Below are 16,544 nucleotides of genomic sequence, written 5' to 3' on the forward strand. Positions count from 1 at the left end.
TTGGAAAAGGACTTACCCCATGCCGATAGTGGTGGAATCCATCCGAAAGAGAGGAGAGAAAATACCAGAGGTCAAAAACGAACCCACCTATTTTGGGTAGGAACAGCAGCTCCTTTCTGATTCAAACCAAAGCTGAAACAGGGAAATTGACCCCAGAAAAGCTTAGCTAAGCTGCGGAGGCGGAGAGTCTAATTGAAAAAAAGGACTCTTGTAAGCTAAAAAAATAAACCCTTGATGTGTTAATTCCAAAGCTTGGCTGATGGGCTGAAAATCCAAAAATTCTAACTCCAAGTAGTCTTTTACAAATATTTTTAAGGAGTTGGGGCTTTGAGTATCACCGGGAAATTCACGTTCGGCCAAGGCAGAAACCCACTTCATCACGGTAGACTCCAAGGTTTGGCGTGCCGTATCGGGTACATAGACGATCTGTAGCGTATCACTTTGGTATCGCTGCTTGATGGCCCTATAGTATTTCCCATTCTTTTCAAACCGGGTATTGGTTAATTGAAAATCCTCCTGATCAGCCATATAGGGAGCGCTCAACGGAATCTCCATCAATCGCTCCTCCAATCCGGTTGGCTCCTGAGAGAAAATCTGATCCTGCCAGTGGGTCTCCAATTGATAATTCTGGGAAAAATAAAAAAGATAATACCCAAAATGATAGCTCATAAAGCAAAGAAGGAGCACTATGGGTAAAGCCTTTTTCAAAATAGGAAAATTTTCTGGATAAAACCCTAAGGTCTTAGAATTAAGTATCGAAAACTAACTCAATGATAAAATAAATTCCTATAAAAATCAAAAGTAACAAGCCATAAATTTTGATCACTTTCAACCGATTCATTCGATCCAAAAACCATAAAACCACTACTGGTCGAATCAAGCCGGTCAATAGCAGCAAAAAGCTGAGCCAAGCAAGGATCAAGAAAATGAGAGAAAGGGCATCCAGCATTCCTCAAAACTAAAAAAGGAACGACTTCTGCCGTTCCTTTTTCTCAAAATTTATTTAAATCTTTACTTTTTCCGTTTGATCTCCTTCATTTCATATCCTTCAATGGTATCGTCTACCTGGATATTATTGAAGTTTTTAATCGAAATACCACATTCGTATCCGGCTTTAACTTCAGCGACATCATCCTTGAATCGTTTCAACTGATCGATTTCTCCATCGTGAATTACGATACCATCTCGGATGACACGGATTTTATTTTTACGTGTGATAAATCCGTCGGTCACATACGAACCTGCGACTGTTCCCACTTTGGAAATTTTGAAGACTTCGCGAACCTGAATATTTCCAGTGATGACTTCCTCAAATTCAGGCTCAAGCATCCCTTCGATCGCATCCTTGATTTGATTAATCGCATCGTAGATGATCGAATAATGACGGATTTCAATTTCTTCTTGCTCGGCCACTTTTTTGGCATTGGAAGAAGGTCTTACTTGGAACCCGATGATGATCGCATCCGAAGCTGAGGCCAAAAGCACATCGGATTCTGAAATCTGACCTACTCCTTTATGAATGATATTTACTTTCACCTCATCTTTGGAAAGTTTGAGTAAGGAATCTGACAGTGCTTCTACCGATCCATCCACGTCCCCTTTGATAATGATGTTCAACTCCTTGAAGCTACCGATTGCCAAGCGTCTGCCGATCTCATCCAGAGTGATGTGCTTTTTGGTACGGAGACTTTGCTCACGCTGAATCTGTTCTCTGGAATTGGCAATTTCCCGGGCTTCTCGCTCAGAGTCGTAAACCTTGAAGGTATCTCCAGCTTGAGGAGCACCACTTAGTCCCAACACCTGCACTGGAGTCGATGGGCCAGCTTCTTTGACTTTTTTACCTTTGTGATCAAACATAGCCTTTACTCTGCCATGATGCTGACCGGCCAGTATAATATCTCCAATTCGAAGCGTTCCTGCCTGAACCATGATGGTAGTCACATATCCTCTTCCTTTATCCAGTGAGGCTTCAATGACCGTACCCACAGCATTTTTATCCGGATTGGCTTTGAGCTCAAGAATTTCTGATTCGAGGAGTACTTTTTCAAGCAATTCCTCTACCCCCTGGCCTGTCTTGGCTGAAATATCCTGGGATTGGTATTTACCTCCCCACTCTTCAACCAGCAAATTCATATTGGCCAGTTCCTCTTTTATTTTATGTGGATTTGCATTGGGTTTATCCACCTTATTGATGGCAAAAATCATCGGCACCCCGGCCACTTGAGCGTGATTAATCGCTTCTTTGGTCTGGGGCATGATATTATCGTCTGCGGCAATAACAATAATGGCGACATCAGTGATTTTGGCACCACGTGCACGCATGGCCGTAAAGGCTTCGTGACCTGGAGTATCCAAAAAGGCAATTTTATGCCCCGTCTGAGTCATCACATCATAGGCTCCGATGTGCTGGGTGATTCCACCTGCTTCATCTTCGGTGACTTTTGACATCCGGATATAATCCAACAAAGAGGTTTTTCCATGATCGACGTGACCCATAATGGTGACGATTGGAGCTCTTTCTTCCAAATCCTCCGCCTCATCGGTTTCTACTTCGGCGATTTCGTCTTCAATAGATTTGGTGAACTCAACATCGTAGCCAAATTCATCGGCTATTATGGTAATCGCCTCTGCGTCTAATCGCTGATTAATCGATACAAACATGCCCAAAGACATGCAGGTTGAAATAATCTGGTTGACAGAAACGTCAAGTAAAGCCGCAAGATCATTGGCAGAAATAAATTCTGTCACTTTCAATACTTTGCTGTTATCCTCGGTAGGCGTATCTGTTTCACGCTCTCTGTCGGCTTTTTTATCTCTACGGCTTTTTCCCTTGCCTCCGCCGGGCTTATTTCCCTGAAGTCGGGCAAGTGTCTGCTTAATCTGATCCTGAATTTCTTTTTGCGTAGGCTCTGCTTTTTGAGTCCTGTTGGCTGGATTTGCCTTTTGAGGACCACGTTGCCCACCGCCTCGCTGTCCTTGGTTGCGGTTTGCAGGACCTCCACCGCCTTTGTCAATACGCTTACGTGGACGTTTTTTGTCCCGGTTTCGCTCATCAGAAGAGGCAACAGGCCCGCCTTTTTTCTTGCTTTTATCAACTGGCAATTCGATTTTTCCAAGGACAGTAAGTCCCTTGAGCGAATCTGCTTTGGCAGAAATCAACTGAGATTCCTGTGTGGTACTCTTCTCGATTTCCGGTTTCTTTTGCTCGGCAGGTTTTACAGGACCTTGAGCCGGCTTTTGGGGTTGCTGCTGTGGTTTCTGAGGTTTTTGTGCAGCTTGCTCAGGCCTTTTGTAAGGTTGAGGTGTTCGTTGTTCGGCAGGTTTTTGCGATGGCTTTTGTTCTTGGGCCTTCACAGGCGCAGCAGGCTTGGGAGCAGGAGGAGTAGGTTTTTTGTTGAGATCGATTTTTCCCAATACTTTGATTCCTTCCAATTTGGGAGCTTCGGGCACAACTTTCTCAGCCACTTCCGCCGGAGCAGGAGGGGGAGTGGGCTTGACCTCCTCTTTTTTCTCCTCCACTGGAGGGGGAGCAGGTTTGGGTTCCTCCTTAGGTTGAGGAGTAGGTGCAGGAGCAGGAGCAGGCTCGGGCTCAGGAGCTTTTTCCGGCTTGGGTTCCGATTCTAGGGTTACCGTCTCATGACGCTTCCCAATGGATAAATGGGATGCCTCTTCCTTTTCAAGTGCAGAGGATTTGAATTCCTTATTCAACATTTCTACCTGCTCCATGTTGATTTTGGAATTGGGATTATCCTGCACTTCAAAGCCCTTTTTAGCCAAACTCTCCACAATGGTTGCCGTTCCCACGTTGAGTTTTCTGGCCAAAGCGCCTAATCGCATCATTTTTTCTTCTGACATAAGCAAAAACCTCTTTCGAAATCTTAATGTAAAATTGGGTATTTTTAAGGGCTTTTTAGCCCTTACTGTTCAAATTCTTGTCTGAGGATTCGGAAAATCTCATCGATGGTCCCCTCCTCAAGCTCGGTTCTTCTCAGCAAATCCTCTCGGGTAAGTGCTAAAACACTTTTTGCGGTATCCAAACCTGTTTTTTTCAATTCTTCAATAATCCAAGCTTCAATTTCATCAGCAAATTCCGCCAAATCCACATCTTCCTCTTCGTATTCGTTCAATTCTCTGAAAACATCAATCTCATAGCCAACCAATCGGCTTGCCAATTTAATATTAAAACCTCCCTTTCCGATGGCCAGTGATACCTGGTCGGGTTTCAAATAAACTGAAATCCGCTTGGTATCCTCATTGACTGCGATGGAGGATACCTTTGCCGGGCTGAGTGCACGGGAAACATAGAGGTCGAGATTCTCCGTGAAATTAATCACATCGATATTTTCATTTTGCAATTCTCTAACCACCGCGTGGATTCGAGATCCTTTCATTCCTACGCAAGCACCCACCGGATCAATCCGGTCATCGTAAGATTCGACAGCTACCTTGGCACGCTCGCCAGGCTCACGGACAATCTTCACGATGGTAATCAAGCCATCATATACCTCAGGCACTTCGTTTTCAAATAAGCGCTCCAGGAAAACTGGACTGGTACGGGATAGAATGATTTTGGGTGTTCCGTTCATCATATCCACTTTGTGGACGATGGCTTTCACCGTATCTCCCTTTCTAAATCTATCCTTAGGTATTTGCTCCCCTTTGGGCAAGATCAATTCATTACCTTCTCCATCAATCAGTAGAATTTCTCTTCCCAAAATTTGATATACCTCTGCGGAGACAATTTCGCCTACCTGCTCTTCATATTTATTGAAAAGAATGTCCTTTTCAAGATCCTTGATCCGCTGAATCAAGGTCTGACGTGCCATTTGAACGGCCCGTCTTCCAAAATCCTCTAGTTCTATCTTTTCATAGACTTCTTCTCCAATCTCAAAATCCGGCTCGATTTTACGGGCATCAGTGAGACTTATTTTGTCAAAATCCCAAATATCTTCGGAGTTATCATCCACGATTTCCCGAATCCGGAAAATTTCCAAATCGCCTTTGTCAGCATTGATCGTAACGTCGAAGTTTTCGTCTGTTTCAAACTTCTTGCGAATCATCGCTCGGAAAACATCTTCCAGAATACGGATCATGGTTGGGCGATCCACATTTTTAGATCTCGCAAATTCAGCGAAGGACTCTATTAAGACTTTGGCATCCATTTGATTTATTTAAAAGATACTTGAACAATTGATTTTTTTATATCCTCAAGCGCATGGGAAGTTTCTTCTTCGGTGGCTTTTTTCCCCTTCTCTTTTTTCTTGACCAGCAGCGTGATTTTCCCTTCTGCTACGGCGAGGAGTTTGCCTTTTATCTCTAGGCCATTTTGGAGCAAAACCTTGAGCTCTCTACCTATATTTTTGATGTATTGTCTTTCGCTGGAAAGCGGGTAATCCACTCCCGGAGAGGAGACTTCGATACGATAGGCACTTTCAATTAGGTTTTTTTCCTCAATTTCATTAGAAACTGCCCTACTTATTCTGGCACAGGTATCAATGGTCACTCCCTGATCCGCATCAAGGAGAATGCTCAGAAGCGTTTGATCTCCTTTGAGGGAGATTTTCACTTCTACCACAAAATGGCTTTGGTCAGGAAGATGACCTGACACCATTTCTTCAAGAACCTCGCGCAATTCAGACATAGTATGCATAATGAAAGAGGGGACTTGGTGTCCCCTCTAGAAACTTCGAATACGGTACAAAGGTAAAATATTTTTAATCGAAAAACAATTTGTACTGAAATTCAATCTTCTATCAAATATAGCCTCCTGTGGACCCAAACTGCTTGAATGCTAAAAAAATATTTTGGCATCTCGGATCAATTTTCTTTCGGATTGATCGGAAAAAATATCTACTTTCTCTCCGAATTCTGCCACGAAGATAATAATTTTGCCGACCCCCGTTTAATAAGGTGTACCTTGCGGACTCTTTATCGAACAGCTAACCTCAATTACAAAAGCCAATCATCAAAACATGGGATTATTTGATTTTTTCTCCAGCGATATAGCCATCGACCTAGGAACTGCCAACACCTTGATTATCCATAAGGATAAAATTGTGGTGGACGAGCCTTCGATCATCGCGATCGACAAAACCAACAACCGCGTACTCGCGGTGGGTAGGGAAGCGATGAATATGCATGAGAAAACACACGAAAATATAAAAACAATACGGCCGCTGAAAGATGGGGTTATCGCCGACTTTTATGCTGCCGAGCAGATGATTCGTGGTTTGATCAAAATGATCCCTGGACAAAAAAAGGGCATGTTTCCCCAGTCCCACCGAATGGTAATTTGTATTCCTTCCGGGATTACGGAAGTGGAAAAAAGAGCAGTGCGGGATTCAGCGGAGCATGCGGGAGCCAAAGAAGTCTACATGATTTTTGAACCCATCGCCGCAGCGATCGGTATCGGAATTGATATTGAAAAACCCATGGGTTCCATGATCGTGGATATCGGGGGAGGTACCACCGAGATTGCTTTGATTGCCCTTTCAGGAATCGTAGCAGACCAATCCATCCGGGTAGCTGGAGATACGTTTACCAAAGATATTCTTGACTACATGAGAAGACAGCATAACCTGCTCATTGGTGAGCGATCTGCCGAAAAAGTCAAAATTGCAATTGGTTCGGCCTTGACTGAATTGGATGATGCTCCGGAGGATTATGAAATCAGAGGGAGGGACTTAATGACTGGGATTCCCAAAGTCATCAAGGTTTCGTATTCCGAAATCGCTTTTGCCTTAGACAAATCGGTTTCTAAAATTGAAGAAGCCGTACTCAAAGCGCTGGAAATTGCCCCGCCTGAGCTTTCGGCGGATATCTACGACAATGGCATCCACCTCACCGGTGGAGGAGCCTTGCTAAAAGGACTCGATAAGCGTCTTCACCAAAAGACCAAGCTTCCGATTCACATCGCCGAAGATCCACTGAGAGCTGTGGTGAGGGGAACTGGAACGGCTCTGAAAAACATACATAATTTTAGAACAGTATTGATGACCTAAACCCTGAATGCTACGCATCCTCCAATTCCTTTATAGCCTACGGGCATTTCTTTTATTTCTATTGCTGGAACTGGTTGCATTCTGGTTAATTGTATCCAATAACTCCCCTCAGGGAGCGGCCTTCTTTAACTCCTCAAATGCGGTATTCGGTTCGGTACTTAAAACCCAATCCGACATCACCCAATTTCTGGATTTGGCAGGTGCCAATGAAGAACTTTTAAAGCAGAATGCTGAATTGCTTTCACGGTTGGAAAAGATTCAGTTAAGCACCGATAGCATGGCCTACCCGCCCTTGGATAGTAGCTTTGTGGCAGCCCATGAATTTAGCAGCGCAAGAGTAATTTCACAGACCCTGCGATTTGCCCAAAATCATTTAACCTTGGACAAAGGTGAAGTTGATGGGGTAAAAGTAGGGATGGGGGTCTTTAATCACTCTGGAATAGTGGGAAGAATAAAGTCTGTTTCAAAAAATTACTCCGTTGCTATTTCCGTGTTGAATACTGGACTTTTGGTATCCTCAAAAATCAAATCCACTGAGGTCTATGGATCGATCAATTGGGACGGAAAAACTACCCAGGAGGCAAAAATGCTGTATGTTCCAAGACATGTCAAAACCCAGCCCGGTGATACCGTGGTCACCTCAGGGTACAATGCGATTTTCCCCGAAGGCATTTGGGTAGGAGTAATTAAAAAAGTAGAACAAGGATCGGATCAAAATTACCTCGACATTACCGTGGAACTGAGTACCGATTTCAGCAAAATCAACTATGTGTATTTGGTTGAAAACAATCAATTACCCGAGCTAGATTCCCTTTATCAAGAAGCAGAGCTAATCAATGAATATTAGATCCCTGATTACATTTATTTTCACAGGAATCATCCTACTGATTGTGCAGGTTTTATTCTTAAAAAACCTAGCCGTTTTTGGCGTGGCTATGGGTTTTTTATACCTCATGTTCATTCTTGATTTTTCCATCTCCGTCAATAGAATGAATCTTTTATTCGTCGCTTTTTGGGTTGGATTGCTCATTGATATTTTCTACCAGACCATCGGAATGCACGCCGCCTCAGCTACTCTGGTAGCTTTCATTCGTCCCTACTGGCTAAAAGCCATTAGTCCCACGGGAGGGTACGATGAGACCAGTCGACCTGACTTACACGAGATGGGCTTGAGCTGGTACATCAGTTATTCATTTCCTTTATTTTTTATCTATTCCTTTTTATTTTTCAGTATTGATCAATGGGGAACAGGCGGTTTGCTGGGCGTGTTGAATAAAAGTCTTTTTTCGACCATTTTCAGCATGCTTTTGGCTATACTCGTCCAAGTACTGTTCTTTAAAAGAAGGAGAAGAATTTAATGAACGATCAACGACCGGTAGTCATCATCATTTTCATTTTTACGATTGGGCTGATTCTTTTGATAAAACTATTCAGCATTCAGGTAGTGGACGATAGTTTCATGAAAAGAGCCGAACGGAATGCGGTACAACGCGTAGTAGACCATCCCTATCGCGGGTTGATTTACGACCGAAACGGTAAACTTTTGGTTTACAATAATCCGATCTTTGACCTGATGCTGGTCCCTCAGGAATTTGAAGTAGGAGATACCACGCGGTTTTTGGAGCTTTTTGACATCAGTAAAGAAGCACTTATTGAAGCTTACAATGCAGCAAAAAAATATTCTTGGGTCAAGCCATCTCCCCTCATCAAACAAATTTCAACTACCGACTTTGCCCGGATTCAGGATTACCTAATCGACTATCCGGGACTCTTTGTCATGACCCGGTCGGTCAGATCGTATCCCCAACCGGTCGCCTCCCATGCTCTCGGGTATATTGGTGAGATCAATGCCCGGCAACTTGAACTTGACTCAGCAAACTACTACAGTCAAGGGGATTATGTAGGATTAAGTGGGATGGAGCGGTATTATGAAAAGCAATTAAGGGGTAAAAAAGGGGTAAAATATAAAATGGTCAACGTCCGAGGAGTAGATAAAGGCCCCTTCAAGGACGGGGAATACGATACTGCCTCGGTAGCAGGGATAAATCTTACTTCGACCATCGATATGGAGCTGCAGCGCTATGGTGAGCAGCTGATGGCTGGCAAAACTGGATCTGTTGTCGCGATCGAACCCAAAACCGGGGAAATCCTCTCGATGATCTCTGCCCCTTTTTATGATCCGAATCAGCTTACTGGGGCGGATTTTGGAAAGACCTATACTGCCTTGAACAAAATGGAAACCAAACCTTTGTTCAATCGGCCCATCATGGCTAAATATCCACCTGGGTCGATTTTTAAAATCGTTCAGAGTCTCATCGGTCTGCAAGAGGGCATTCTAACTCCTGAAACCACCTTTGCTTGTAACCGATCCTTAGTGGCTTGCCATAATCACCCCTCCCCGGTGAATTTATTTGGAGCAATCCGAAATTCCTGCAACCCCTATTATCATCAGGCATTTCGAAAAATGATCAACCGAGAAGTTTCTTCGAATACTTATAAGGATACTGAAATCGGGCTAAATGACTGGCGAGAAAAAGTGATGAAATTTGGATTGGGGACTTCTTTGGGAATAGATATTTCCGGGGAGTTAGGAGGAGATGTGCCGTCGAGCAAACTTTATGACAAGTTTTATGGGGAAGGCCGATGGAAATATTCAACCATCTACTCCCTATCCATAGGTCAGGGTGAGCTCCAGGTTACTCCCCTTCAGATGGCCAATTTAGCTGCCATTTTTGCTAATAAAGGGTATTATTATTCCCCCCACTTGATCAAAGCGATCAATGGAGATCAAACCCAAATCCCTGAAAAATACCGAATCAAAAATGAAGTCGGTGTGGATGCGCATCATTTTGACATGGTTCAGGATGCTATGGCCGAAGCCTTGTATGGAACGGCCAACAGAGCCATCATCCAAGACATCGTCATTGCCGGCAAAACAGGAACCGCACAAAACCCTCATGGAGAGGATCACTCGGTTTTTGTGGCATTCGCTCCCAAAGATGATCCAAAAATTGCGATAGCAGTTTATGTGGAAAATGCCGGATGGGGCGGCCGGGCAGCCGCCAGTACGGCTTCCTTGATGATCGAAAAATACCTGCGGGGAATGATTACCCGGCCTGCTTTGGAGGAATATGTGTTAGCTGGAGATTTTAAAGATTAAATGAGGGATTCTGATTTACATATCAATCGAGTAGACTGGGTAGTAGTCACCATTTATTTTGCTTTGGTGATCTTTGGCTGGTTTAATATTTATGCAGCTGTTTACGACAGTCAGGCTCCACAAAGTATGTTTGATATGTCCATCAATTCAGGCAAACAGCTCGTTCGAATCGGAGCTGCTGTGGTTTTAATCATATTGATCATGGTGGCGGATTATCGGTTTTTTGAAAATCTTTCCCTCTACATTTTTATTGCATTTATGTGCTTACTTTTAATCACCCCCATTTTTGGAAAGGTAGTTAATGGGCAACGAGCTTGGTTTGAAATCGGTCCCATTCAAATTCAACCTGGTGAATTTGCCAAGTTTGCCACTGCTTTGGCTTTGGCGAAAATTATGGAGAGGCCTACGTTTGACCTAACAAAACGAAACCATCAGCTAACTGCTTTTGGTGTCTTGCTCCTACCAGTCGTCTTTATTCTCCTCCAGCCCGATACAGGTACGGCAATGGTTTATTTTGCCATGCTTTTAATGTTTTATCGAGAGGGTTTCCCACAGAAATATTACTTACTGGGCTTTGGGTTTATTGCCTTGACGCTGCTATCCTTGGGCATTGAAAATAATCTTTATCTAGCCATCGGTATCGGTGTGATGGTATTGTTTTTAATTTTATTGGGAAAAAGGTCTTGGCAAAAGGTGCTTGCCTTTTCGCTAATTGGGCTTGGATTGATCGCATACAGCTACAGTATTGATTATGTCGTGTCCAAATTACCCGAACATCAGCAAAACCGAATCATGGTTTTATTCAATCCCAATTTGGATCCACTGGGTGTAGGTTGGAATGTCACCCAATCCAAAATCGCGATCGGCTCAGGAGGACTATTTGGAAAAGGATACCTGGAGGGAACCCAAACCAAATTTGACTTTGTGCCTGAGCAGCACACCGATTTCATTTTCTGTACCCTTGGCGAAGAATTTGGATGGACAGGGAGTTTAGTCGTGATTTCCCTATTTGTCACTTTGCTGGTTCGCTTGGTCTTGATGGCAGAGCGCCAAAAAAATCGCTTTTCCCGAGTTTATGGGTACTGCGTGGTTTCCATTTTGCTCTTTCACTTTATGATTAATATAGCCATGACCGTTGGGCTTTTCCCAGTCGTTGGTATTCCGCTTCCATTTTTCAGCTACGGGGGATCATCGCTTTGGTCATTTACGATTTTACTTTTCGTATTTATCAAGTTGGATTCTTCTCGAGCCCTTCAGTTGGGTCGGTTTAACTAGCCCCCCTAAAGGCATTTTGAACCCAAAAAAAAAGCTAGCCAAATTCCGTGTTGACTAGCTTTTCACACTCAATTTAGAAGACCCTATTAAGCAAATTTCCTGTATACCAGGTGAGTGAATTCCTGGACTGCATCTGACTGTAGATCCCAGTCCAATTCTGAAACATAGCGCTCATTGACTAAATTAATGGCTTGATCAAAATCCCTGCAATCGTCGATGGATTTTAACGCATGCCCTAACAGGTCCGCATTCCCATCAAAAAGCTCCTTGGTAAACATAAAGCGTTGATTGATGGCCAAACTTTCTGAAAGATCGCCTAGTATCGCTTTCATCCCACGATAGGATTCGATGGAATACCGAGCCTTCAGTTCTTCTGAATTCAATTTTGCGCCAGTCGAAGTCACTTTTTGACTGGGTGTGGAAGGGATTTCCTGGTTGGGTTTGGGACTAGGTATTCCTTGAGAATCTTCTCCCATTTGATCAAAAAATGAGGAGCTGGACTCAGGTTCCTTTTCCATTTTTTCAACAACCAGACTAATTGAGCCTGGTTGCTCTTGTACCCAATAAGCATCCAAATCAAAAGCCAATACATCCCCGAGTGTGGCCAGTAACAAATTTACCGACTCAAGATTTTCTTTGATGGCTTGATAATTAGCGGCTATAGCTTTTTTGTAGGCAGCACGATCATGACCAAACCCGGTCTTATCCACTAAAAACGAAATGGCTGACGAATGCCATTTGTAATATTTTTTGTTCTCCTTAAGGTACTCATTGATTTTATTTTCGGGAGCTTGATCAATTTCAGATTGATAATATAGCACCGGATCAGTTGCCAGTTGGATCGAGTGTTGAACCGCCTCCGCAACCAAAGGTTCCAAATGCATCCGCTCCACTTTTATTCGCCGGGAAAGAACATTCATAAATTGGGTCAAGGCCTCATGCACGGCAATATCTCGATAATCGAAGTATGGATTGCTTTTCAGCTTTTCCAATTCCTTTTGCCAAAGCTCGAAAAGTCGCTTGATGACAAAGAAGTTGACCTGAACGGCAGAAGTCAACTGGACAATATCCTGCCCTGTAATAAACTGCCTTTCTGCATAATATCGATCACAGACTTTGGAAGCGAAGTTTTTGGCGTAATTTTCTAAATAATTGCTGTTAATTTGGACTGTCATTGCTTAGGTGATGTTTAGAAAAGTAAACGAATAAATGCCGAAAATCGTCATTGAAAACCTATTTAATCGGACAATTAATTTTACGGATACTTCTCGTAAAGTTATTGAATTAATCCATGAAAATAATATTGATTGGATGCATGCCTGCGGCAAAAAGGGAAGGTGTACCAGTTGCAAAATGATCTTGGTAGCCGGTCAGGAAAATCTCAGCGATCCCAGCGATCGGGAGATTTACTTTCGTAAGCTTCAACGATTGGGTTTAAACGAGCGTTTGTCCTGTCAGTGTGAATTACCAGAAGGGGAAATCCGAATCCGAGTTGCCGACATTAATAAATTTCCTCATTTAGAATATAGCGAATAACACATGTTTATCGAACCTTCTGTCAACCGGAAAAATACGCCCTTCCAAAAGGGTCAAATCGAGGTCATTTGCGGTTCGATGTTTTCAGGCAAGACCGAGGAGTTAATCCGAAGGCTAAACCGGGCAAAAATAGCCCGGCAAAAGGTGGAGATTTTTAAACCCAGTGTAGACCGGCGCTACCATGACGAAGATGTCGTCTCCCATAATGAAAATTCAATTCGCTCCACGCCAGTAAACTTTGCCGATGATATTCTTCTGCTGAGTGGTAATTGCGATGTGGTTGGAATCGATGAAGTTCAGTTTTTTGATGAACAGATCGTCTCAGTTGCCCAAAAATTGGCCAATCAAGGCAAGCGGGTAATTCTTGCAGGGCTAGATATGGATTTTGAGGGAAATCCCTTTGAACCCATGCCCAAACTCATGGCGGTGGCTGAATATGTTACAAAAGTCCATGCCATTTGTATGAAATGCGGGGATTTAGCTGCATTTTCATTTCGCTTGGCCGACTCCAAGCAAAAAGTCATGCTGGGTGAAAAAGACAGCTACGAGGCTCGATGCAGAAAGTGTTTCTATGAGGACAAGCGATAAATTCAATTTCACAAAAGCCTTTCTCCATGCTCAAAAAGACTGAAGGCCTAGTGATCAACAGCATCCGTTACAAAGAAAGTAGCGTGATTGTGAAGATATTCACCCGGGAAATTGGACTAAAATCTTATGTGGTCAATGGGGTCAGAACCCAGGGAGCAAAGTCCAAATCGGCACTCTTTCAACCCATGACCCTCTTGGATTTGGTGGTCTATGACCGGGAAAACCAAGGATTGCATCGAATTTCGGAAGTTAAGCTTTCTCAGCCATTCCGGCATATTCCCTTTGATTTTGAGCGAACCGGATTGGCCTTATTCATGTCTGAGGTGATCAACCGGTCCATTTATGAAAACTACCAGAACGAAGATCTTTTTGATTTTCTGAAGAACAGCCTTTTTTACCTCGATCAATCGGCCAATTCCAACCGTCATTTTCCGCTGGTATTTTTAATCGAACAAGCCAAATTTTTGGGCTTTGGACCTGATGATCCTCAGGAATATATTGATGAAAGCAAACGGCTTGCCTTTTCACCGGAAGAATTCAGCACGGCATTCGACTATCTCGGGCAATTGATGAACGATTCCTTTGACTGCCAATACAAGCCGGGATTGCAGATCCGGAGGAAACTTCTGGATTATCTATTGGAGTTTTATAATGAGCAACTTGGCAGTAATCAAGCTTGGAAATCCATGGCCATATTGCGTCAACTCATGATTTAAATTTACCTTTTTTAAAAATATTCAGATATTGGGTACAAAATTTGCGAAATACAGTCGGAAGGACTAATATTGTGACGTCACCGTGAATGTACAAGTCAGCCCACTTTGACTTGAGTTTTTCCTGCAGACCTTTTTTGCTCAGAAAATCATCCACGATTCCAAAGACGGCATTTTACCTCAAAACATCATTCATTACATACTCTCTTTATGTACAACATAGAAGAACTCAGAATCAGGCTTTTATCTGAACTGAAGGAAATCGCCGAAGAGCTGGGCGTAAAAAACTACAAAACGCTGAAAAAAGACGAATTAGTCTATGCCATTTTGGATCAGCAAGCCATTACTCCCGAGCAAGCCCTACCCAAGAAAAAACCTTCAGCCACAGAAACTCAACCGGCTGAAGAAAAGGCAAAACCAGCCGAAAAACCGGAATCCAAACCTTCTCCAAAAGAAGAACCGGAATTCAAGCCTAAATTCAGAAGACAAAATGTCACTGAAATTCCCGAGGAAACAAAACCTCAAAAGCCCCAAACTCCGGTAGAGCGCCCCAAAGCTGAGCAAAAACCTAAAAAAGAGGATCCAGTCCCTAAAAAGGAAGAACCTCAAAAAGAGGTGCCAACTTCTAAAAAGGAAGAACCCAAAAAAGAGGACAAAGCCCAAGAAGAAAATAAAACTTTTAGACCTCGAAAGAAAATTTTTGAAGAGGTAAATGTACCAGAAGAAACTCAAGGGAATACTTCGGAAAATAAACCCGGCAAACCTGAACCGGAGATAGAGCTTCCCAAGCGAAAAAATTTCAAATCACAAGATGAAATCTTAGCTCCGGCAGCCGAAACGGTTCCATCGAACCGCTCTAAAAAGCCTTACGTCAGTCCACGTGAATTTGACGGAATTATCGAAAATGAAGGAGTACTCGAAATCATGCAGGAAGGGTACGGATTCCTTCGCTCCTTAGATTACAACTACCTGGCTTCTCCGGATGACATTTATGTGTCCCCAAGCCAAATCAAACTCTTTGGCCTGAAAACCGGAGATCATATCAAAGGATCTATCCGTCCGCCAAAAGAAGGGGAAAAATACTTTGCTCTCTTAAAAATTGGGACGGTTAATGGGAAAACTACAGATGAAATCAGAGATCGAGTACCTTTTGAATACCTGACTCCACTCTTTCCAGAGGAAAGGTTAAATCTATCGACTCGGCCAGATGGATATTCTACCCGCATTTTGGACTTGTTTGCTCCCATAGGAAAGGGGCAGAGAGGTATGATCGTTGCCCAACCAAAAACTGGAAAGACGGTACTCCTCCAGCAGATTGCCAATGCGATCACCAGAAACCACCCAGAAGTTCACCTGATGATCTTACTCATTGATGAACGACCAGAAGAAGTTACTGACATGGCCCGATCGGTAAAGGCGGAAGTGATTTCCTCGACCTTTGACGAAACTGCAGATCGACATGTAAAGGTTTCCAATATCGTATTGGAAAAGGCCAAGCGAATGGTGGAAGTTGGTCATGATGTGGTCATCCTGTTGGATTCCATCACCCGATTAGCCCGAGCGCACAACACAGTAGTACCAAGCTCTGGAAAAATACTTTCCGGTGGAGTGGATGCCAATGCCTTACACAAGCCAAAACGTTTCTTTGGTGCAGCCCGAAATGTTGAGAACGGGGGTTCGTTGACTATCATCGCTACTGCTTTGGTTGAAACAGGTTCTAAAATGGACGAAGTGATCTTTGAAGAATTCAAAGGAACCGGTAATATGGAGCTTGCGCTTGATCGTAAGCTGGCCAACCGTAGAATTTATCCAGCGATCGATGTATTAGGTTCTGGAACCCGAAGAGAAGATCTACTCATGGATAAAGAAGAAATGCAGCGTGTCTGGATTTTGAGAAAACTCATGAGCGATATGAACTCACAGGAATCCATGGAATTCTTACTTCAGCGGATGAAAGGTACCCGAGACAATGCGGAGTTTTTGATTAGCATGAACGGATAAGCACTAGCTTTTGACTTCCAATATAAAATCCTCGGTCATATGATCGGGGATTTTCTTTTTCGAAAAAATTCGATTCAAGTATATTTTTTTGTTCTTTTTAAATCTTTTTTTGCAGTTCACAACCTTCTTTTTAACATTTTGGTAATAAATTTTTATGTGTATCCGGTCTATTGCACGTAAGGGTAAATCGAGGCGAGAACTAATCGGTCAAATAGTTTTTCGCCAAAGTATCTTCTGTTAAGTTTATAAACGAACTCGTTGAGATAGTTC

The 16,544-nt window shown here is 43.1% G+C and carries 14 protein-coding genes and 1 pseudogene; 9 read left to right on the top strand and 6 right to left on the bottom strand.

Features of this window, described 5'->3' with window-relative positions; translation table 11 throughout:
• Positions 1 to 162: 162 nt before the first annotated feature.
• The 4 genes from Q0L00_RS09365 to Q0L00_RS09380 form a co-directional block, all read right to left on the bottom strand.
• Complete coding sequence (locus tag Q0L00_RS09365) at positions 163 to 708, bottom strand: hypothetical protein (RefSeq protein ID WP_297336615.1); 546 nt, start codon at positions 706 to 708, stop codon at positions 163 to 165.
• A gap of 303 nt (positions 709 to 1,011) precedes the next feature.
• On the bottom strand, positions 1,012 to 3,855 hold the full coding sequence (gene infB, locus Q0L00_RS09370; protein WP_297336616.1) for a translation initiation factor IF-2: 2,844 nt from the start codon (positions 3,853 to 3,855) through the stop codon (positions 1,012 to 1,014).
• Between the two features lie 62 nt (positions 3,856 to 3,917).
• Positions 3,918 to 5,162, bottom strand: coding sequence for a transcription termination factor NusA (gene nusA / locus Q0L00_RS09375; RefSeq protein ID WP_297336617.1), 1,245 nt, complete (start codon positions 5,160 to 5,162; stop codon positions 3,918 to 3,920).
• Between the two features lie 5 nt (positions 5,163 to 5,167).
• Positions 5,168 to 5,641, bottom strand: coding sequence for a ribosome maturation factor RimP (locus Q0L00_RS09380; RefSeq protein ID WP_297336618.1), 474 nt, complete (start codon positions 5,639 to 5,641; stop codon positions 5,168 to 5,170).
• A 331-nt stretch (positions 5,642 to 5,972) separates the two neighbouring features.
• On the opposite strand from Q0L00_RS09380, the gene Q0L00_RS09385 reads away from it, so the two are divergent.
• From Q0L00_RS09385 to rodA, 5 genes are read left to right on the top strand one after another with little or no spacing between them, the layout of a single operon-like run.
• Positions 5,973 to 7,001, top strand: a complete 1,029-nt coding sequence (locus Q0L00_RS09385; protein WP_092790482.1) for a rod shape-determining protein — start codon at positions 5,973 to 5,975, stop codon at positions 6,999 to 7,001.
• A gap of 7 nt (positions 7,002 to 7,008) precedes the next feature.
• Positions 7,009 to 7,848 (top strand): rod shape-determining protein MreC, encoded by an 840-nt coding sequence (gene mreC, locus Q0L00_RS09390; RefSeq protein WP_297336619.1) that lies wholly within the window; start codon positions 7,009 to 7,011, stop codon positions 7,846 to 7,848.
• Positions 7,838 to 8,359 carry a rod shape-determining protein MreD gene (gene mreD, locus Q0L00_RS09395; RefSeq protein WP_297336620.1) on the top strand — a complete coding sequence of 174 codons (522 nt, stop codon included), beginning with the start codon at positions 7,838 to 7,840 and terminating at the stop codon, positions 8,357 to 8,359. Before mreC ends, mreD begins: the two co-directional genes overlap by 11 nt.
• Complete coding sequence (mrdA, locus tag Q0L00_RS09400) at positions 8,359 to 10,161, top strand: penicillin-binding protein 2 (RefSeq protein ID WP_297336621.1); 1,803 nt, start codon at positions 8,359 to 8,361, stop codon at positions 10,159 to 10,161. The genes mreD and mrdA overlap by 1 nt, the downstream gene beginning before the upstream one ends.
• Positions 10,162 to 11,436, top strand: coding sequence for a rod shape-determining protein RodA (gene rodA, locus Q0L00_RS09405; RefSeq protein WP_297336622.1), 1,275 nt, complete (start codon positions 10,162 to 10,164; stop codon positions 11,434 to 11,436).
• An 86-nt stretch (positions 11,437 to 11,522) separates the two neighbouring features.
• Here rodA and Q0L00_RS09410 read toward each other — a convergent pair whose 3' ends face one another.
• Entirely contained in the window at positions 11,523 to 12,611 is a 1,089-nt protein-coding gene (locus Q0L00_RS09410; protein WP_297336623.1) for a hypothetical protein, read from the bottom strand.
• Positions 12,612 to 12,645: 34 nt separating this feature from the next.
• Here Q0L00_RS09410 and Q0L00_RS09415 point away from each other — a divergent pair, with 34 nt between their 5' ends.
• The 4 genes from Q0L00_RS09415 (at position 12,646) to rho (ending at position 16,274) form a co-directional block, all read left to right on the top strand.
• Positions 12,646 to 12,972, top strand: coding sequence for a 2Fe-2S iron-sulfur cluster-binding protein (locus tag Q0L00_RS09415; protein ID WP_297336624.1), 327 nt, complete (start codon positions 12,646 to 12,648; stop codon positions 12,970 to 12,972).
• A gap of 3 nt (positions 12,973 to 12,975) precedes the next feature.
• Positions 12,976 to 13,560: a thymidine kinase gene (locus Q0L00_RS09420; RefSeq protein WP_297336625.1), complete on the top strand. Its 585-nt coding sequence runs from the start codon at positions 12,976 to 12,978 to the stop codon at positions 13,558 to 13,560.
• Between the two features lie 26 nt (positions 13,561 to 13,586).
• Positions 13,587 to 14,276 (top strand): DNA repair protein RecO, encoded by a 690-nt coding sequence (recO, locus tag Q0L00_RS09425; RefSeq protein WP_297336626.1) that lies wholly within the window; start codon positions 13,587 to 13,589, stop codon positions 14,274 to 14,276.
• A 207-nt stretch (positions 14,277 to 14,483) separates the two neighbouring features.
• The gene (gene rho / locus Q0L00_RS09430) at positions 14,484 to 16,274 is read left to right on the top strand and encodes a transcription termination factor Rho (RefSeq protein WP_297336627.1); all 1,791 of its coding nucleotides are present in this window, start codon (positions 14,484 to 14,486) and stop codon (positions 16,272 to 16,274) included.
• 167 nt (positions 16,275 to 16,441) lie between these two features.
• On the opposite strand, the pseudogene Q0L00_RS09435 reads toward rho, so the two are convergent.
• Positions 16,442 to 16,544, bottom strand: a pseudogene (locus Q0L00_RS09435) (IS1595 family transposase); the annotation flags it as partial.

This window comes from Algoriphagus sp. (assembly GCF_024305035.1).
Classification (GTDB): Bacteria; Bacteroidota; Bacteroidia; order Cytophagales; family Cyclobacteriaceae; genus Algoriphagus.